Source organism: Streptomyces colwelliae, assembly GCF_048158785.1.
In the GTDB taxonomy this organism is placed as follows: Bacteria; Actinomycetota; Actinomycetes; order Streptomycetales; family Streptomycetaceae; genus Streptomyces.
Genome location: NZ_JBLTJC010000205.1, coordinates 1 through 18,257, shown reverse-complemented (window position 1 = coordinate 18,257; position 18,257 = coordinate 1). Strand labels below are relative to the sequence as shown.

The window sequence follows — 18,257 nt, the reverse complement described above, 5'->3', positions numbered from 1 at the left end:
GGACAAGGGGGTCGGGCTGAGGAGGCCGGGCCGAGGGGCCGGTTGTCAGTGGCCGGTGGCACCATCGAGGCATGGTGCAGGTCTGTCTCAACGGGGCCCGTGGGGTCGCCGACGGCTGGATGGTGCCGGTCTCGCCCGGGGCGTTGGCCGATGCCGCGGTGGAGGCCGTCGCGGCGGGGGCCACGGATGTCCACCTCCATCCCAAGTCCCCTTGCGGGGACGACACGTTGTCGCCCCGCGTCCTCGCGGTGACGCTGGACGCGATACGGGCGCGGGTGACCGTGCCGGTCGGCGTGACCACCGGCGCCTGGGCCGAGCCGGACCCCGCCGCCCGGCTGGAGCGGGTGCGCGGCTGGACGGTGCTGCCCGACCACGCCTCGGTCAACTGGCACGAGCCGGGCGCCGAGGAGGTCGCGGCGGCGCTGCTGGACCGGGGCGTCGGCGTGGAGGCGGGCATCTGGTCGGGCACGGAGGGCGCCGCCCGGTTCGCCGTCTCACCGCTCCGCTCGAAGGTGCTGCGGGTCCTGGCGGAGGTGACGGACCCGGACGCGGACACGGCCGAGGCGTCCGCACGTGCGCTTCTCACCGACCTCGACACCGGTCACGGCCGCCCGGTTCTGCTGCACGGTGAGGAAGGCGGCGCCTGGCCGGTGCTCCGGCTCGCGGGGCGGCTGGGGCTCGCGACACGCATCGGCCTGGAGGACACGTTGCTCCTGCCGGACGGCGAACGGGCCTTGTCCAACGCTCAGTTGGTCGCCGAGGGGCTGGTTCAGTACGGGTCGGCTCAGCGCTCGCCGTAGGGCAGGGCGAGGAGTTCGGCGCGTATCGCGAGGTCGGACTCGCCCTGGGCATGGAGGCGGACGGCACCGGGGCCGGCCAGCCAGGTGCGCAGGTCCGCGACGCCGGTGTCCTCGCTGTCGTCGTACCACCAGGTGAACGGGGAGGCGTCGGACACCAGGTCGTCGAGCCAGGTGTCGGTGCAGGCGGCGAGGTGCGTGTCGGCGACCGGACCCTGGACCCATCCGTTCAGGAAGGGGGTCACCGTGCGGGCGATCGTGGCGCAGGTCTCGAATATGTCGTCGATGTCGTAGGGCGGCTCGGGCGTGGTGAGGGTGTCCTGCCACCAGGCCCGCAGGAAGGCCTCGATCGCGGCGGCCTGCCGGGGCGGCCAGGATCGCCAGTCCACCCGGCTCAACCCGTGGGGTCCATAGCCGATCGAGCCCAGGGTGCCGTCCGCCATCGCCCGTGCGGCCTGCGGCAGCAGCCGTCGCATCACGGCCGGGTGGTCGTCGAAGTGGTCGGGGACCTCGAAGAGGTAGTACCGCACCACGTCCACGGGCACGCGTGTGTACGGCGTGCGCAGCAACGCGGTCTCCTCGGGCGCGTGGCAGAATCCGCAGCCGGTCTCGTGCGGGCTGGCGAATCCGTTGAAGACCGTGTCGATGTCCGCGAGGGCGGCGTCAAGTGCGGGAGAGAGCATGGGAGTTGGTCCCGTCGGTACTCCGTGCGCGGCGTCGCCGCCGGCCGAAGAGAATGACGCTAGCAGCTGCTAATCCGGTCGCTCCACCCCTTTCGGATCAGGACAGTTGAGGGCGATGAAACCCAACTGAGGAACCCGAGGAGCCCCGATGTCGACGCTGCGCGTCACCGCCGAAGTGCTGACCGTCCATGAACACCCGAACGCCGACGCGCTCGAACTGGCCCAGGTCGGCCTGTATCGCGCCGTCGTCGCGAAGGGGGCGTACCGCACCGGTGACACCGCCGTCTACATCCCCGAGCAGTCCGTGCTCCCGGCCGCGCTGATCGAGGAGTTGGGGCTGACGGGACGCCTCGCGGGGAGCAACGCCGACCGGGTCAAGGCGGTGCGGCTGCGCGGTGAGCTGTCGCAGGGCATCGTGTGCCGGCCGGAGGCCCTCGCGGACGTCGACCTGGGCCGGGCCGCCCTGGACGGCACCGACTTCGCGGAGCGGCTCGGCATCGTCAAGTGGGTGCCGCCGATCCCGCCCACGATGAGCGGTGACGTCGAGTCCGCGCCCGATCTGCTGCCCTGGGTGGACATCGAGAACATCCAGCGGTTTCCCGGCATCTTCGAACCGGGCGAGGCTGTGGTCCTGACCGAGAAACTGCACGGCTCCGCCTGCCTGTTGACCTACTTCGCCGACAACGAGAAAGAGGAGGAGGGCGGCCGCGTACAGGTCTCCTCGAAGGGCTTCGGCGCCAAGTCCCTCGCCCTGAAAGAGGATCCGCGCAATCTGTACTGGCGAGCCGTCCACGGCCACGGCGTCCCCGAGGCCGCCGCCCGGCTCGCCGAGCGGCTCTGCGCCCGCCGGGTCGGGATCTTCGGCGAGGTGTACGGCGCGGGGGTGCAGGACCTGACGTACGGCGCGGACGGGCGACGCGAGACGCTCGGGTACGCCGTGTTCGACGTGTCCGCCGAGATCGACGGTGTCGTCCGCTGGCTGGACGCGGCCGAACTGGCCGAACTGCTCGACGGGGAGCTGCCGTTGGTGCCACGGCTGTACGAGGGGCCGTACGACGTCGCGCGAGTGCTGGAGGTCGCGAGCGGGCGGGAGACCCTGTCCGGGCGGGGGCTGCATCTGCGCGAGGGCGTCGTGATCCGTCCGGCGACGGAGCGGTACAGCGCGGTGACCGGTGGACGGGCGATCGCCAAAGCCGTCAGCCCGGCGTATCTGACGCGGAAGGGCGGCACCGAGTACGAGTGACGCCCCAGCGCGTCGCCCTCAGTCGCGCGCCTTGGGGCCGGTGTCCCTTCGCCTGCCCCGGGGCGCGCGTTCCCTCGGTTCCGTCATCAGGCGTGAACCCGCGCCCCGTTCGCCGACCACGTCGTCCGGGTTGGACAGGACGCAGGTCGCCAGGGACAGGCAGCCGCAGCCGATGCAGTCGGTGAGGTGGTCGCGGAGGCGGTTGAGCTGCTTGATGCGTTCGTCGAGTTCGGAGCGCCAGGCCTCGGAGAGACGGGCCCAGTCCTCGCGGGTCGGGGTGCGCTCCTCGGGGAGTTCGGCGAGCGCCTCGCGGATGGTGGCCAGCGGGATGCCGACGCGCTGCGCGGCCCGCACGAAGGCGACCCGGCGCAGGGTGTCACGGGTGTACCGGCGCTGGTTGCCCGTGGTGCGGCTGCTGCTGATCAGGCCCTTGGCCTCGTAGAAGTGCAGGGCGGAGACGGCGGCGCCGCTGCGGGCGGAGAGTTGGCCGACGGTCAGCTCGTGGATCTTCTCGGGGATCTGAGGCACCTGTCAGAGCCTACCCATCGCGTCACACCCGCGGTCCGTTGACAGCGGCCCCGCATCCGACCATGCTAAGCAGTTGCTTAGGTATGCGATGACGCTGGATGACGTGAGAGGCCGGGACAGGACATGGCAGAGCCGAGGATCTTCACCTCCGTCGACGACCTGCGGGCGGCGGTCGGTGAGCAGTTGGGGCACACCGACTGGCTGGAGATCGACCAGAAGCGGATCGACCTGTTCGCGGACGCGACGGGCGACCACCAGTGGATCCACGTGGACCCGGAGAAGGCGGCGGCAGGCCCCTTCAGGACGACCATCGCGCACGGCTACCTCACCCTGTCGCTGCTCCCGCTCTTCGGACCGCAGCTGATCAAGGTCGAGGGCGTGACGATGGGCGTCAACTACGGGACGAACAAGGTCCGTTTCCCCGCCCCGGTGCCGGTCGACTCCCGGCTGCGCGCCACCGCGAGGATCACCGGCGTCGACGACGTACCGGGCGGCGTCCAGGTGACCGTCGCGTTCACCGTGGAGCGCGAGGGCGGCGACAAGCCGGTGTGCGTGGCCGAGTCGGTGTCCCGCTACTACCTCTGACATCTCCGCCCGAGAACCAACACCACTGGTTCTACGGCTACTTGGCCCCCACCATCCGCAGTACGAGGTCGGCGTAGAGCGCGCCGACCTCGTCGGGCGTCCGGGGGCCGTCGAGGCTGAACCAGCGGGCCACGTCGATGCACAGCGACAGGATCGCGAGGGTCGTGCCCTTCACGTCCGGCACGTCGAAGGAGCCGTCCGCCACCCCGTCCTCGACGATCCCGCGCACCTCGGCGTCGACCTGCCGGCGCAGCGCGAGGATCTCGGCGCGGGCGTCCGGGCCGAGCGAGTCGAGTTCGTACTGGACGACCCGCGCGGTGGTGCGCCCGCCCGCGTGCCAGCGCACGAAGGAGCTGACGGCGTCGGCGAGCCGCTCGGCGGCGCTGCCCTCGCGCCCCGCCGCCGTACGCAGGATGTCCAGGGCCTTCTCGTGGCCGATCCTGCTGATGCGGTGGAGCAGCTCTTCCTTGGTCTTGTAGTGGATGTAGAGCGCGGCCGGGCTCATCCCGGCGCGGCCGGCGATGTCCCGGGTGGTCGTCGCGTGGTAGCCGCGCTCGGCGAAGGCCTCCACGGCGGCGATCAGCAGTCGCCGGGCCGCGTCGGGCGTGACCTCTGCCCAGGCCTGCGGGTCGCCCGCGGTGGTCTCCTCCGCCGTACTCATCGCTCGTGAACCCCTCTCGATGCCTCTCGATGGCAAGGGCTCCACCATACCGCCGAACCTGAGCGAGCGCTTAGTCTGCCCGCTCAGAGCTTTTCGAACGGGTTGTAGGTGGTGCGCGCCGCGTCCTGCCTGTCCCGGATCACCTTGGCGAGGGTGAAGGAGGAGGTGACCAGGTACAGGACGGCGATCGCGAGGAAGGCCCGTACCCAGGCGTCGGCGTGCAGCTTGAAGATGCCGATGGCGGTCGCCGCGATGGCGACGGAGAAGGAGGCGACTGCCTGGCCGTAGAAGGCAGCCGTGTTCTGCGGTTTGCCCGATGCTTCGCTCATGGGTCAAGCGTCGGCGGCTACGGCCCGCAGGACATCCGCTCAGATACTCAACTCACGTACTCAGAACGCCGAAACGCCCGTCAGCGCACGCCCGATGAGCAGCTTCTGGATCTGGCTGGTGCCCTCGTAGAGGGTCATCACGCGGGCGTCGCGCAGCAGCTTTCCGGCCGGGTACTCGTCGATGTAGCCGTAGCCGCCGAAGACCTGGAGCGCGTTGTTCGCGGCGCGGACGGCCGCCTCCGAGGCGAAGAGCTTGGCCTTGGAGGACTCGGTGGCGAAGGGCAGGCCCCGGTCGATCAGGTCGGCGACCCGCCAGGTCAGCAGGCGGGCCGCGTCCACGTCGACGGCGATGTCGCTGATCAGTTCCTGCACGAGCTGGTGCCGCGCGATGGACTTGCCGAACTGCTCGCGCTCACCGGCGTAGCGGACGGCCACGTCGAGTGCGGCCTGGGCGATGCCGACACAGCCCGCCGCGACCGACATGCGCCCCTTGGCCAGCGCCGACATGGCGACCGAGAAGCCCTTGCCCTCGGGGGCGAGCATCGTGGAGGCGGGGACGCGGACGTCTTCGAGGACGAGTTCGGCGGTGGCCTGGCCGCGCAGGCCGAGCTTGCCGTGGATGGTGCGGCGGGTCAGGCCGGGGGTGTCGGCCGGCACGAGGAAGGCGGAGACGCCCTTGTGTCCCGGGGCGTCGGTCGAGCGCGCGAAGAGGAGTACGACGTCGGCCCAAGTGCCGTTCGTGATGAACATCTTGGTGCCGTTGATGACGTAGTCGTCGCCGTCGCGCACCGCGCGGGTGGTGAGGTTGCCCGCGTCGGAACCGGTGCCGGGTTCGGTGAGCCCGAAACAGCCGACGTACTCGCCGGAGGTGAGCCCCGGCAGCCAGCGGCGCTTCTGCTCCTCGCTCCCCCAGCCGGCGATCGACTTGGCGACGAGCCCCAGCGACACGGACACGATCCCGCGCACGGAGGAGTCCCCTCGTCCGAGTTCCTCGGTGACCAGGCAGTACGCGAGATGGTCGCCGCCCGAGCCGCCGTACTCCTCGTCGATCGTCAGTCCCAGGAAGCCGACGCCGCCGAGCTTCTTGACGATCGAGCGGTCGACCTCCTCGGCGCGGTCCCAGGCGATCACGTGCGGGGCGATCTCGCGGTCCACGAAGTCCTTGGCGAGCTGCCGTACGGCCTCCTGCTCCTCGCTCAGTCCCAGGTTCATCGCGCGTCACCCCAAGTGAAAGGCCGTACATCGACTGCTGCACATTTAAATTAGCACTGCTAGTTTGACTCTCGCAGCCCTACTATGTGCGCCATGGCCCGACCGCGCAAGCCCCTCCTCAGCACCGACCGGATCGTCGAGACGGCGCGTGTGCTGGTGGACGCGGAGGGGTTGGCGGCTGTCTCCACGCGTCGGCTCGCCGCGGAGTTGGGGGTGAGCGGGCCCTCGCTCTACAACCACTTCCGCACGAAGGACCAGATCCTGGAGGCCGTCGCCGACTCGGTGAGCGCGCAGGTCGATCTGTCGATGTTCTCGGACGGGCGGGACTGGCGTACGGCGCTGCACGACTGGGCCGTGTCCTATCGGTCCGCGCTGCGTGACCATCCGAACATCGTGCCTGTGCTTGCGACCGGGCCGGGGCGGCGGCCGGCTGGGTTGCGGCTTGCTGATGCCGTGTACGGGGCGATGGTCGACGCGGGGTGGCCGCCGGCTCAGGCCACGTCCATCGGGGCGTTGATGCGGTACTTCATCATGGGGTCCGCGTTGGGGTCGTTCGCTGGGGGGTTTGTGGACGACGAGAGTGCGTACGATCCTGCCGACTATCCGCATCTTGGGCAGGCGCATCTTCTTGCCGAGCAGCAGGAGAAGGTGGATGAGCGGGCGTTTGAGGTGGGGCTTGCTGCGTTGCTGGATGGGTTGGCTGGGCAGTTCGAGGAGATGCGACGTGCCGGTTAGGTTCTGTCGTGTGTCGAGTGCCGGTGCGTTGTGGCTGGTCGCGCAGTTCCCCGCGCCCCTAAAAAAGTAACGCCACCCTTGTTTTCATCGTGCCCGGAGGATCGCCTTGGGTAGGTGGGCCGCGACTATCCAGTTGGGGGCGTCCACCACCTCTGTGATTCTCAGGTCTACGGCGACGCTGCACAGGACGTAGGCGTCGATCGGGGCGAGAGCGTAGCGGGTGCACAGGTGGTCGATCATGGCTCGGGTCGCGTCCTGGGCGGCTCGCATGAGGTCGGGGGCCACGCCCATCGTGGCGTAATGGCCGGCTCGGTCGGTGTCCGTGCGGAGGGGGCCCACCGTCTCGAATTGGGGGGCCGGTATGCGACGGCCCTTGTGCAGGCGGATCCTTGCCGCGCCCGACAGGGACGCCTCGATCGCGCTCACGCACAACTCGCCGTCGCCCTGGGCCGCGTGGGGATCGCCGAGGCTGAGGCGGGCGCCGCGGACCTGGACCGGGAGGTAGAGCTTGGTGCCGACCACCAGGTCCTTGCAGTCCACGTTGCCGCCGAAGTGGCCCGGGGGCAGGACGCTTTGGGGTTCGGTGACATCGGGGCAGACCCCAACTACCCCGCAGAAGGGGCGGATCGGGATGTCCGCCACGTCAAGGAAGTTGGCCGTGTCTCCGCCGGTCAGGTCCCACAGGTGGAGGTGTGCGTCGGGGAAGTCCTCGGTGAGCAGGCCGAGTCCGGGGAGTACGGCCGTCCAGCCCCAGTCGACCGACCGGAGTTCCAGGAACTCCACCTCCAGGACGTCGCCCGGTTCCGCGTCCTTGACCATGATCGGTCCGGCCAGGGGATAGACACGGTCCCAGTCGAAACCGGCTACCGCCCCGACGGTCGACGTCGGGTCGAACTGTCCGTCCGTGGCCTCGGTGAGGTCGAACGACACGGTGTCCCCGTCCTCGACCTCCAGCACGGGCTCGTGCCCGGTCGACCACAGGCGATGCACCTGCTTCGGTACGGAGTGGTGGCTCATCGGACCGTCCTCACCTGTCGGGCTGTCGGCACGTGTGCCGGACTCTGCCCCGCCGACCGACCCGACGTCAAGCCTCATTGGCAATAAATTTAACCCCGTAGGCACCATGCCGGCATCCCGAACGTGGCGTCCGATTTCCGCTAGCTCCGCGCCCGTGCCGCCGCCTAGCCTCGGGACATGACGAAACCCCTCCTCCGTGCCGAACGGGCAGCCGCCGCAGCCGCTGTCGTCACCGTCCTGCTGTGGGCCTCCGCGTTCGTGTCCATCCGGAGCGCGGGGTCCGCCTACTCGCCGGGCGCGCTGGCGCTGGGCCGGCTGGCGAGCGGGGCGCTGGCGCTGGGCGCGATCTCTCTCGTACGGCGGGAAGGGGTGCCGCCGCGGTCCGCCTGGCGGGGGATCGCCGTCTCGGGCGTGCTGTGGTTCGGGTTCTACATGGTCGTCCTGAACTGGGGCGAGCAGCAGGTCGACGCCGGTACCGCCGCCCTCGTCGTGAACATCGGGCCGATCCTCATCGCCCTGCTCGGCTCGCGGCTGCTCGGTGACGCGATGCCGCCGCGGCTGCTCGCGGGGATGGCGGTGTCGTTCGCGGGTGCGGTGACCGTGGGTCTTTCGATGTCGGGCAACGGGGGTTCGTCCGTGCTCGGTGTGGTGCTGTGTCTGCTCGCCGCGGTCGCGTACGCCGGTGGGGTCGTCGCCCAGAAGCCGGCCCTGGCCCGGGCGAGCGCGCTCCAGGTCACGACGTTCGGGTGTCTCGTCGGGGCCGTGATGTGTCTGCCGTTCGCCGGGCAGCTCGTCGGGCAGGCCGGCGACGCGCCCCTCTCCGCCACCCTCAACATGGTCTATCTGGGCGTCTTCCCGACCGCGCTCGCCTTCACGACCTGGGCGTACGCCCTCGCCCGTACGACCGCCAGCAAGATGGGCGCGACCACGTACGCGGTGCCCGCGCTGGTCGTCCTGATGTCGTGGCTGGTGCTCGGCGAGGTGCCGGGACTGCTCACGCTGGCGGGCGGGGCGCTGTGCCTGGCGGGCGTGGCGGTGTCGCGGTCCCGGGCGCGGGTGCCGGCGACAGCGGAGACGGGGGCGGGTGCGGGTGGAGGTGCGGGGGCGACTCCGATGGCCGGGGCCGAGCCGCCGGCCGAGGAAGCGCCCGCCAGTAAGTGACCGGCGCCCGGGGAAGCACCCGTCAGCAAGAGTCCCTCGCCCACCGGCACGTCACCCCCCTCCAGGGACGCGTCCGTCAGCACGCGCCCGGCGCCGCTGCCGCCCGCAGAAAACGGCCGGTCAGAAGATGACCAGCGCCCGGCCGCCCTTCCCCGCCACCATGTTCTCGAACGCCGCCGGGATCCCGTCCAGCGCGATCCGTTCCGTCACCAGCGCGCCCAGGTCCAGGCGTCCGGCCCGGACGTGTTCGGCGAGCACCGGCACGTCCTTCGCCGGGTCGGAGTTGCCGTAGACGCAGCCGCTCAACGTCCGTCCCCAGTGGAAGAGTTCGAGGGCGTTGAAGGTGACCTGCTGGTCCTTGCCGCCGATGCCGACGACCGTGGTGCGGCCGCCGCGGCGGGTGGACTCCCAGGCGGTGCGGATGGTGACCGCGCGGCCCACGCACTCCACGGCGACGTCGACGCCCTGTTTTCCGGTGAGGGCGCGGATCTCCCTGGCCGTGTTCTCGGAGGCGACCACGTAGTCCGTCGCTCCGGCCGCGCGCGCCAACTCCTCCTTCTCCGGAGAGACATCGACGGCGACGATCGTCGTGGCGCCCGCGATCCGGGCCGACTGGAGGGTGGCCAGGCCGACTCCGCCGACGCCGAACACCGCGACCGTCTCGCCCTCCCGCACCCGCGCCGAGTGGTGGATCGCGCCGTAGCCGGTGAGGACCGCGCAGCCGAGGAGGGCCGCGTCGGTGAGGGGGATGCCCTCGGGGAGGGGTAGGACACAGGACGCCGATACGACCGTCTCCTCGGCGAACGCCGCCACGTTCAGGCCGGGGTGGAGGTCGCTGCCGTCGGAGGTGCGGTGGGCGTATACGTCGGCGGCGCCGTTGAGGGCGTTGGCGCAGAGCCAGACCTCGCCGAGTGTGCAGGCGTGGCAAGTGCCGCAGGACGGGGCCCAGTTGAGGATCACCGAGGCGCCGGGTGAGACGTGCGTGACGCCCTCCCCTACGGCTACGACCGTGCCCGCGCCCTCGTGGCCGAGGACCGCCGGGACCGGCACCCGCATGGTGCCGTTGGTCAGGGACAGGTCGGAGTGGCAGACCCCGGCGGCGGCGAGGCGGATGCGGACCTGGCCGGGGCCGGGGTCCGGGAGGTCGATCTCGGCGATCTCCAACGGGGCGCCCACGGCGGGCAGTACGGCGGCGCGAACCATGTGAGTCCTCCTGACAGGGCTAGAACTGAAGGGACTTGGTCTGGAGGTACTCGGACAGCCCGTGCGCGCCGAGTTCCCGGCCCACCCCCGACTGCTTGTAACCCCCGAACGGGGCACGGGGGTTGAACCGTCCGCCGTTGATGTCCACCTGCCCGGTCTCCAACCGGCGCGCGAACGCGACCGCTTCGGCCTCGTCACCGGCCCACACCGCGCCCGCGAGGCCGTAGACCGTGCCGTTGGCGATGCGGACGGCGTCGTCCTCGTCGTCGTAGCGGAGGATGGAGAGGACCGGGCCGAAGATCTCCTCCTGGGCGATCGTCATGTCGGGGGTGACGTCGGCGAAGACGGTCGGGGTGATGAAGTAGCCCTGCGGGGACGGGGATTCGGGGCCGCCCGCCACCAGCCTCGCGCCCTCGGCGACCCCCTTCTCGATGTAACTCCGCACCCTCGCCCGCTGCTTGGCGTTCACGACCGGGCCGATGCGGTCGCCGTACTTGGCGGCGGCCGTCGCGGCCAGCTCCACGGCCTCGTCGTACCGGTCGCGGTGGACGAGCATGCGGGTCCAAGCGCTGCATGTCTGGCCGGAGTTGGACATCACGTTGGCGACGCCGACGTTGACGGCCTTGGCGAGGTCGGCGCTCGGGAGGATGACGTTGGCGGACTTGCCGCCCAGCTCCAGGGCGACCTTCTTGACGGCGGCACCGGCCGTGGCGCCGATCTGGCGGCCCACCGCCGTGGAGCCGGTGAAGGAGACCAGGTCGACGCCGGGGTGTTCGGCCAGTGCCTGGCCGGCGACCGGCCCCAGACCCGTCACCAGGTTGAAGACACCGGCCGGGATGCCCGCCTCGTCGACGGCCTCGGCGAACAACTGGGCGGTGAGCGGGGTGTCTTCGGCGGGCTTGAGCACCACCGTGCAGCCCGCCGCGAGGGCGGGGGCGACCTTGGCGACGATCTGGTGGAGGGGGTAGTTCCAGGGGGTGATCGCGCCGACCACGCCGATGGGTTCCTGGTAGACCGTCGAGTTGCCGACCTTCTCCTCGAAGGCGTGGGTCGCGGCGAGTTCGGCGTACGAGCCCGCGACCGCGATCGGCACGCCCGCGTGGACGGCCTGTGAGAAGGCGAGCGGAGAGCCCAGTTCGGCGGTGACCGTCTCGGCGATCTCGTCCTTGCGGGTCACCAACACGTCCCGCAGGGAGGTGAGTTGGGCGGCCCGTTCCGCGGGCGGGGTCGCGGCCCAGCCCGGGAGGGCGGCACGGGCGGCTCGTACGGCGGTGTCGACGTCGGCGGCGGTACCGGCCGGGACGCGGTCGATCACCTGCTCGTCGACCGGGTTCACCACGTCGATGGTCTCCCCGCTCGCGGCGGGGCGCCAGGCGCCGTCGATGTACATGCCGTCGTGTGCCTTCATCGTGCTGCCTCCCGGGCGTGACTACGTCGTCCGCCCCATAAACTAGCGATGTTAGTTTTCCGGCGCCAGAGACCCTGGGTCACGGACGCGCGGAGACCGCGTGAGCCGGGGTGCGGGCACCTCAGAAATCGGCCCGGGTCCGGTCGTCCACCCGCCCCACCGCCTCCTGCCCGAAGGCCTTCTCGTACGCCCGCCGGACCTCCTCGATCTTCCGGTCGTTCGCGCCCGCCGCCGCCACCGGATACAGCAGGATCAGCTCGTACGACCGCTCCTTCTCGATCCGCCCGTCCGCGTCCCGCCACTGCCCGCGCCCGTCCTGCACGGTGAGCCCGTCCGGAAAGTCCGGCGTGACCTCCTCGTCGACGAAGGCCATGAACTGCCGGTCGGTGACGGCCGGTCCACCGTCCGGCCGCTCGGTGCCGAAGAAGAGCTGCGTCTCGATGTACGGCGTTCCGCGCGTCGGCGCGGGAGCGGAGGCTGTGCTGGTGTCGAGGCTCGCGTAGGCGGTGGGAGCGGCCACGGTCAGGAGGAGGCCGGCGATCGCGAGGGCTGCCCGGTTTCGGGTGAAGTGCACGTTCATGCACCTATCCGTACCGGGCGTCACTCCTCCAGGTCGGGCAGCCGCGCCGGGGCCGGGGAGATCCGTTCGCCGTGCTGGTCGAAGACGAACAGGTGGGCGATGTCGACGAGGAGCGGGACGTGCATGCCGTGCCGGAGTTCGATGTCGGGGGTGGTGCGGACGACGAGGTCGCCGGGGAGACGGCCCTCGGGCGGTACGGGGTCGACTTCCGCGACCGCCGGTTGCTCCAGGACGACCACCGGTCCGGCGCGCAGCACGCTCGCGCGTCCCCGCAGCCGGTCCAGGACACCGCCCTCGCGTCGGCGGCGCCGGACCGGCCGGGCGGTGCGCGGGGCCTCCAACTCCGGTACGACGGCGGGCCGGGAGCCGGTGTTGAAGTGGACGAGGACCTCGTGGCCCTGGAACTCGACGTGCTCGACGAGGCCGCTGATGGCCACCTCGCCGGGGCGGGCGGCGGCGGGCTTGGCTATGCGCACAGCCTCGGAGCGCAGGCCGACGATGACCTCGCGGCCCTGCTGGACGCGGAGCAACTGGTGGTCCAGGCACAGGGGTTCGGGCAGCCGGAGGTACTGCTTGCCGAGGCTGATGGTCATCGCGCCGTCCAACGGGGCCCGGACCAGGCCGCGCAGGAGGTTGATGCGCGGGGTGCCGATGAAAGCGGCGACGAAGACGTTGCGGGGCAGTGCGTACACCGAGCGCGGGGTGCCGACCTGCTGGAGGACTCCGCCGCGCAGGACGGCGACCCGGTCGCCGAGCGACATGGCCTCGGCCTGGTCGTGGGTGACGTAGACCGTGGTGACGCCCAACTTGCGGGTGAGGGAGGAGATTTCGGCGCGCAGGTGGTTGCGGAGTTTCGCGTCGAGGTTGGAGAGCGGTTCGTCCATCAGGAACGCGGAAGGGTGGCGGGCGATGGCCCGGCCCATGGCGACGCGCTGGCGTTCGCCGCCGGAGAGCTGGCTGGGGAAGCGTTCCAGGAGGTCCTCGATGCCCAGCATGCGGGCGGTGGCGTCCACGCGGGCGCGCGGGTCCTCGCCAGGGGTCTCGATGCGCAGCGGGAAGCCGATGTTGTCCCGGCTCGTCATGCTCGGGTAGAGGGCGAAGTTCTGGAACACCATCGCCATGTCCCGTTCGGACGGCGCGAGTTCGTTGGCGCACTCGCCGTCGAGTCTCAACTCGCCCTCGTCGATCTGCTCCAGGCCGGCGATCATCCTCAGCACGGTCGACTTGCCGCACCCGGACGGCCCGAGCAGGACGAGGAACTCCCCCGGCGCGATGTCCAGCGACAGCCGGTCCACCACCCGGACGCCTCGCGCGTAGGCCTTGCTCACGTCGTGCAGAGAGATGGCGCGTGTCATGACGAGTGCCCCCGGGGGCTCACTTGGGCGACGGTGCTCCGCGGTCCGGACACCTCGTACGGGCCGTACGAGGCTTGTGAGTCACGGAAGCTAACGGAATGTGCGCGCCCGGGGGAAGAGACCGGACGGGATCGGGCGGGTCGGTCCGGGTGGTGAGAAAACGGACGGTCATCTTCACGGTTTCCGGGCGCGCTCACGGGTCGCGGTGAGGTGGGCGAAGACGACGGTGTTGCCCGCGTATCCGGTCCTGCGGTCGTAGCTGCCACCGCAGGTGATCAGGCGCAACTCCGGGCGCCCGCGGGCGCCGTAGACCTCCCGGTCGGGGAAGTGCGCCTTCTCGTACGCCTTCACGGCATCGACCTGGGCCCGCTCGCCTCCCGCCTGCCGCAACCGCTGAAGACCCGCAGCGGCAAGGTCGAACTGCTGCCGCAGCCGATCGTCGACGACCTGCCCCGGCTCCGGCAGGCGATGAGCGACCGTGCCGACGGGCTGGTCCTCGTCGGCCGCCGCCATCTGCGCTCCAACAACAGCTGGATGCACAACGTGCCCGCCCTCACCGGCGGCACCAACCGCTGCACCCTGCACATCCACCCCGACGACGCGGAGCGCCTCGGCGTGGTCGACGGGGCGCCGGTCCGGGTGAAGGGCGCCGGGGGAGAGGTGACCGCCCCCGCCGAGATCACGGACGGACTGCGGCGGGGCGTCGTGAGCCTTCCGCACGGCTGGGGACACGACCGTCCCGGCACCCGGCTCAGCCACGCCGCCACCGATCCGGGCGTCAACGTGAACCAGCTGCTCGACGGCAGTCAGCTCGACCCGCTGTCGGGCAACGCGGTGCTCAACGGAGTGCCCGTGGAGGTCGCCGCACTCACCGCACCGCTGTGACCTGGAGTTTTGCGCTTATTGCTCGCGCGTCAACGTCTTGTTAACGCGGCTTTGCGCGACCTAACGTCGTCGGACCGCCGTCCCTGGTGGGAGTTCAAAGGCGAACGTTAGGTGTTCCACTCATGCTGACCATCCTCGGCTTCACCATGATCGCGACCTTCCTGGTCCTGATCATGCTGAAGAAGATGTCGCCGATCGCGGCGCTCGTGCTGATACCGGCGCTGTTCTGCGTCTTCGTCGGAAAGGGCGCCAAGCTCGGCGACTACGTCATCGACGGCGTCACCAGCCTCGCGCCCACCGCGGCGATGCTCATGTTCGCGATCGTCTACTTCGGTGTGATGATCGACGTGGGCCTCTTCGACCCGATCGTGCGAGGGATCCTCAAGTTCTGCAAGGCGGATCCGCTGCGCATCGTCGTCGGTACGGCGGTCCTCGCCGCGATCGTCTCCCTGGACGGCGACGGCTCGACCACCTTCATGATCACGGTCTCGGCGATGTACCCGCTGTACAAGCGCCTGAAGATGAGCCTGGTCGTGATGACCGGTGTCGCCGCGATGGCCAACGGCGTGATGAACACGCTGCCCTGGGGCGGCCCGACCGCCCGCGCCGCGACCGCCCTCAAGGTCAGCGCCAGCGACATCTTCGTCCCGATGATCCCGGCGCTCGCCGTGGGCATGCTGGCGGTCCTCGTCCTCTCGTACGTCCTCGGCCGCCGCGAGCGCAAGCGGCTCGGCGTGCTCACGCTGGACGAGGTGCTCGTGGAGGAGCCGGAGACCGAGACGGTGCTCGTGGGCACCGGCGGTGGTGACGGCAACAAGCGTGCGCGCACGGGCGGTTCGGGTTCCGGCACGGACGCCGACGCCGAACTCCCCGACGAGGACGAGGGGTTCCAGGGCCTCGACCCCGACCGCCCCACCCTGCGCCCCAAGCTGTACTGGTTCAACGCGCTGCTCACGGTCACCCTGCTCACCGCCATGATCATGGAGTGGCTGCCGATCCCGGTCCTCTTCCTCCTCGGCGCCGCACTCGCCCTGACCGTCAACTTCCCCCACATGCCCGACCAGAAGGCCCGCCTCGGCGCCCACGCGGAGAACGTTCTCAACGTCTCCGGCATGGTCTTCGCCGCCGCCGTCTTCACCGGCGTCCTCCAGGGCACCGGCATGGTCGACCACATGGCCACCTGGCTGGTCGACAACATCCCCGACGGCATGGGCCCGCACATGGCCTTCGTCACCGGCGTGCTCAGCATCCCGCTCACGTACTTCATGTCGAACGACGGCTTCTACTTCGGCATCCTCCCCGTGCTAGCCGAGGCCGGCCAGGCGCACGGCGTCTCCTCCCTGGAGATCGCCCGCGCCTCCCTCGTCGGCCAGCCGCTGCACATGTCGAGCCCGCTCGTGCCCGCCGTGTACGTCCTGGTCGGCATGGCCAAGGTCGAGTTCGGCGACCACACCAGGTTCGTCGTCAAGTGGGCCGCCCTGACATCGCTCGTCGTCCTCGGGGCAGGAATCCTGTTCGGCATCATCTGACCGACGTGACAAGGGACTTCACCATGACGCCCGGCAGGAACCGCGGCTGGCTGCTCCGCCTCGTCATCGCCTTCAGCTTCACGCAGGGGGCGGTGTCGATGGCCCGCCCCGCCGTCTCCTACCGGGCCCTCGCCCTCGGCGCCGACGAGCGGGCGATCGGCGTCATCGCGGGCGTGTACGCGCTGCTCCCGCTGTTCGCCGCCGTACCGCTCGGCCGCCGCACCGACCACGGCCGCTGCGCACCCCTGCTGCCCGTCGGCGTGGTCCTGATCTCCGGCGGCTGCGCGCTCAGCGGACTGGCCGACTCCCTCTGGGCGATGGCGATGTGGAGCGGAGTGATGGGCCTGGGCCATCTCTGCTTCGTGATCGGCGCCCAGTCGCTGGTCGCCCGCCAGTCCGCCCCGCACGAACAGGACCGCAACTTCGGCCACTTCACCATCGGCGCCTCCCTCGGCCAGCTCATCGGCCCCATCGCCGCGGGCGCCCTGATCGGCGGCTCCGACATGGCCGGCACCAGCGCGCTCGCCCTCCTCGTCGCGGGCGCGGGCGCCGCCGTGTCGTTCACGTCGCTGTGGCGCATCGAGGACCGTACGACCGTCAAGTCCCGTACGGAGCAAGGCGATCGCGTGCCCATGCGCGGCATCCTGGGCGCCCGGGGCGTACCCGCGGGCATCTTCATCAGCCTCTCCGTGCTGTCCGCGACCGACATCCTCACCGCCTACCTCCCGGTGGTCGGCGAGCACCGGGGCATCGCGCCCTCCGTGATCGGCGTCCTGCTCAGCATCCGCGCCGCGGCCACCATCGCGTGCCGGCTGGTCCTGACCCCGCTGCTCCAACTGCTCGGCAGGGCGGCCCTGTTGACCGTGACCTGCCTCCTCGCGGGCGTCCTGTGCACGGGCATCGCACTGCCGCTCCCGGTCTGGGCCATCGGCCTGATGCTCGCGATCCTGGGCTTCTGCCTGGGAGTCGGCCAGCCCCTCTCCATGACGACGGTCGTCCAGGCCGCCCCCGACGACGCCCGCTCCACCGCCCTCGCCCTCCGGCTCACCGGAAACCGCCTCGGCCAGGTCGCCGCGCCCGCCGGCGCCGGTCTCGTCGCCGGAGTCGCGGGCGTGGCCGCGCCGTTCGTGATGCTCGGCGCGCTACTGGTGCTGTCGGCGGGGGTCGCGCTGCGCTCACCGGGCAGATCGTCCGAGGGGCGCGCGGCTTCCGGCGGGGTGCGGCGGGCCGGTCCGTCCTTGAGCCGGAAGGGCGATATCTAGCGATATCTGACGGCGCGTACGGCGCTGCGCGCACGTTCGCCGGGCAGAACGTGAAAGGGAATCAGGTTAAGGAGCAATTCGTACGATAATCACCTGATTCGGAGGGCTGTTCATGCCGACCTCATTCCTGCCCCGTAGAGCCGCCGCCTGGACGGTTCTCGCCGCCGCGGCAACCGTCGCCTTCGGCGCACCCGTCGCCGTCGCCGCCCCCGGTGACAACGGAGACGTCAAGATCCACGAGGTGGGCACGCCCTTCACCGACCAGCGCAACGAGCCGAAGGTCTGCGACTTCTACCTCGCCGCGTTCAACTTCGACACCGTCCAGCAGGTCACCTGGTCCATCGAGACCCAGCCGTCGATCCCGGGCGGCGCGACCCGTTCCGGCTCGATCACGCTCGCGACCGGCACCGGCCACACCATGCCCGTCGCTCAGCTGCCGAACGGCATGTACAAGCTGACCTGGAACTTCGCGGGCGAGAACGGCGCGGGCAAGCACAAGGTCTTCCAGGTCGACTGCCCGTCGCCGCCGCCCGGCGGCACCAGCGGCGGCACCGGCGGCACGGGTGGAGGCACGGGCGGTCCCAACGGCGGTCCGCCCGCCGGTGGCGGCGGGCTGGCCCGGGACGCGGCCCTGTCCCCGCTCGCCGGTGCCGCGGCGGTGGGCCTGACCGCGGTCGGCGGGGTGGTCTGGTTCCGGCTGCGTCGCCGTCCCCACGGCGCGTCCTGAGCGGATGCGATGAACTCCAGCAACGCCCCGCGCCCCACGGGTGCGCGGGGCGCTGACACAGTGCGCCGACCGCTCGCGGACGGTCGGTGGCCCCCCGGTCGTACCGCCCGCGTGGTGCGGAGCCGCCGACCCTGGTACCGGACGCGCGCCTACCGGCTCATGCGGACCATCGTGCTGACCGTCGTGGTGATGGTCGGCGGTGCCCGGTGCGCCGGGGGCGCGGACACCTCCGGCCCGGTCCGGGTGGCTCCGTCGGCCAAGGGCAGCTCCGGTACGACCCGGGTGGCTCCGTCGGCCCCGGACCTCCGCGCGGACGCGCGCGGCGGCCAACAGCCGTCCCCGGCACACCCCGTGGCC

The 18,257-nt window shown here is 70.9% G+C and carries 18 protein-coding genes and 3 pseudogenes; 10 read left to right on the top strand and 11 right to left on the bottom strand.

Annotation, left to right across the window (positions count from 1 at the left end):
* Window positions 1-71 precede the first annotated feature (71 nt).
* On the top strand, window positions 72-800 hold the full coding sequence (locus tag ACNFOC_RS33360; protein ID WP_416962768.1) for a 3-keto-5-aminohexanoate cleavage protein: 729 nt from the start codon (window positions 72-74) through the stop codon (window positions 798-800).
* On the opposite strand, the gene ACNFOC_RS33355 is transcribed toward ACNFOC_RS33360, so the two are convergent.
* The gene (locus tag ACNFOC_RS33355; RefSeq protein WP_416962767.1) at window positions 785-1,480 is read right to left on the bottom strand and encodes a hypothetical protein; all 696 of its coding nucleotides are present in this window, start codon (window positions 1,478-1,480) and stop codon (window positions 785-787) included. The two genes, ACNFOC_RS33360 and ACNFOC_RS33355, sit on opposite strands and share 16 nt — an antisense overlap.
* A 148-nt stretch (window positions 1,481-1,628) precedes the next feature.
* On the opposite strand from ACNFOC_RS33355, the gene ACNFOC_RS33350 reads away from it, so the two are divergent.
* A complete protein-coding gene (locus ACNFOC_RS33350; protein WP_416962766.1) occupies window positions 1,629-2,723 on the top strand; it encodes an RNA ligase (ATP) in 1,095 nt (364 codons plus the stop codon).
* 18 nt (window positions 2,724-2,741) lie between these two features.
* Here the strand turns inward: ACNFOC_RS33350 and soxR are convergent, their stop codons facing one another.
* Window positions 2,742-3,251 carry a redox-sensitive transcriptional activator SoxR gene (gene soxR, locus ACNFOC_RS33345; protein ID WP_416962765.1) on the bottom strand — a complete coding sequence of 170 codons (510 nt, stop codon included), beginning with the start codon at window positions 3,249-3,251 and terminating at the stop codon, window positions 2,742-2,744.
* Between the two features lie 123 nt (window positions 3,252-3,374).
* Between soxR and ACNFOC_RS33340 the strand changes: the two genes are divergently transcribed.
* Window positions 3,375-3,836, top strand: coding sequence for a MaoC family dehydratase (locus tag ACNFOC_RS33340; RefSeq protein ID WP_416962764.1), 462 nt, complete (start codon window positions 3,375-3,377; stop codon window positions 3,834-3,836).
* Window positions 3,837-3,873: 37 nt separating this feature from the next.
* Here ACNFOC_RS33340 and ACNFOC_RS33335 read toward each other — a convergent pair whose 3' ends face one another.
* The 3 genes from ACNFOC_RS33335 to ACNFOC_RS33325 all read right to left on the bottom strand — a co-directional run bounded on the left by ACNFOC_RS33335 (window position 3,874) and on the right by ACNFOC_RS33325 (window position 6,038).
* The gene (locus tag ACNFOC_RS33335; RefSeq protein ID WP_359608279.1) at window positions 3,874-4,497 is read right to left on the bottom strand and encodes a TetR/AcrR family transcriptional regulator; all 624 of its coding nucleotides are present in this window, start codon (window positions 4,495-4,497) and stop codon (window positions 3,874-3,876) included.
* A gap of 83 nt (window positions 4,498-4,580) precedes the next feature.
* Entirely contained in the window at window positions 4,581-4,826 is a 246-nt protein-coding gene (locus ACNFOC_RS33330) for a YiaA/YiaB family inner membrane protein (protein WP_019059193.1), read from the bottom strand.
* 60 nt (window positions 4,827-4,886) lie between these two features.
* Window positions 4,887-6,038 (bottom strand): acyl-CoA dehydrogenase family protein, encoded by a 1,152-nt coding sequence (locus ACNFOC_RS33325; RefSeq protein ID WP_416962763.1) that lies wholly within the window; start codon window positions 6,036-6,038, stop codon window positions 4,887-4,889.
* Window positions 6,039-6,131: 93 nt separating this feature from the next.
* Here ACNFOC_RS33325 and ACNFOC_RS33320 point away from each other — a divergent pair, with 93 nt between their 5' ends.
* Entirely contained in the window at window positions 6,132-6,773 is a 642-nt protein-coding gene (locus ACNFOC_RS33320; protein WP_416962762.1) for a TetR/AcrR family transcriptional regulator, read from the top strand.
* An 84-nt stretch (window positions 6,774-6,857) separates the two neighbouring features.
* Here the strand turns inward: ACNFOC_RS33320 and ACNFOC_RS33315 are convergent, their stop codons facing one another.
* Entirely contained in the window at window positions 6,858-7,790 is a 933-nt protein-coding gene (locus ACNFOC_RS33315; RefSeq protein WP_416962761.1) for an acetamidase/formamidase family protein, read from the bottom strand.
* A gap of 177 nt (window positions 7,791-7,967) precedes the next feature.
* Here ACNFOC_RS33315 and ACNFOC_RS33310 point away from each other — a divergent pair, with 177 nt between their 5' ends.
* Window positions 7,968-8,951 (top strand): DMT family transporter, encoded by a 984-nt coding sequence (locus tag ACNFOC_RS33310; protein ID WP_416962760.1) that lies wholly within the window; start codon window positions 7,968-7,970, stop codon window positions 8,949-8,951.
* A 120-nt stretch (window positions 8,952-9,071) separates the two neighbouring features.
* Here the strand turns inward: ACNFOC_RS33310 and ACNFOC_RS33305 are convergent, their stop codons facing one another.
* From ACNFOC_RS33305 to ACNFOC_RS33285, 5 genes and pseudogenes are all read right to left on the bottom strand, one after another.
* Complete coding sequence (locus ACNFOC_RS33305) at window positions 9,072-10,154, bottom strand: Zn-dependent alcohol dehydrogenase (protein ID WP_416962759.1); 1,083 nt, start codon at window positions 10,152-10,154, stop codon at window positions 9,072-9,074.
* A 19-nt stretch (window positions 10,155-10,173) separates the two neighbouring features.
* On the bottom strand, window positions 10,174-11,562 hold the full coding sequence (locus tag ACNFOC_RS33300) for an aldehyde dehydrogenase family protein (RefSeq protein ID WP_416962758.1): 1,389 nt from the start codon (window positions 11,560-11,562) through the stop codon (window positions 10,174-10,176).
* 121 nt (window positions 11,563-11,683) lie between these two features.
* The gene (locus ACNFOC_RS33295) at window positions 11,684-12,142 is read right to left on the bottom strand and encodes a DUF3574 domain-containing protein (protein WP_416962757.1); all 459 of its coding nucleotides are present in this window, start codon (window positions 12,140-12,142) and stop codon (window positions 11,684-11,686) included.
* Window positions 12,143-12,162: 20 nt separating this feature from the next.
* The gene (locus ACNFOC_RS33290) at window positions 12,163-13,497 is read right to left on the bottom strand and encodes an ABC transporter ATP-binding protein (protein WP_416962756.1); all 1,335 of its coding nucleotides are present in this window, start codon (window positions 13,495-13,497) and stop codon (window positions 12,163-12,165) included.
* Window positions 13,498-13,671: 174 nt separating this feature from the next.
* A pseudogene (locus ACNFOC_RS33285) lies at window positions 13,672-13,860 on the bottom strand (class F sortase); the annotation flags it as partial.
* Between ACNFOC_RS33285 and ACNFOC_RS33280 the strand changes: the two are divergent.
* The 5 genes and pseudogenes from ACNFOC_RS33280 to ACNFOC_RS33260 all read left to right on the top strand — a co-directional run.
* Window positions 13,828-14,382, top strand: a pseudogene (locus ACNFOC_RS33280) (molybdopterin dinucleotide binding domain-containing protein); the annotation flags it as partial. The pseudogenes ACNFOC_RS33285 and ACNFOC_RS33280 overlap by 33 nt on opposite strands.
* Before the next feature lie 122 nt (window positions 14,383-14,504).
* The gene (locus tag ACNFOC_RS33275) at window positions 14,505-15,911 is read left to right on the top strand and encodes a CitMHS family transporter (protein ID WP_416962755.1); all 1,407 of its coding nucleotides are present in this window, start codon (window positions 14,505-14,507) and stop codon (window positions 15,909-15,911) included.
* A 23-nt stretch (window positions 15,912-15,934) separates the two neighbouring features.
* Complete coding sequence (locus ACNFOC_RS33270) at window positions 15,935-17,173, top strand: MFS transporter (protein WP_416962754.1); 1,239 nt, start codon at window positions 15,935-15,937, stop codon at window positions 17,171-17,173.
* Between the two features lie 112 nt (window positions 17,174-17,285).
* The gene (locus ACNFOC_RS33265) at window positions 17,286-17,900 is read left to right on the top strand and encodes a hypothetical protein (protein WP_416962753.1); all 615 of its coding nucleotides are present in this window, start codon (window positions 17,286-17,288) and stop codon (window positions 17,898-17,900) included.
* Window positions 17,901-18,014: 114 nt separating this feature from the next.
* Window positions 18,015-18,257: pseudogene (locus ACNFOC_RS33260) on the top strand (class F sortase); the annotation flags it as partial.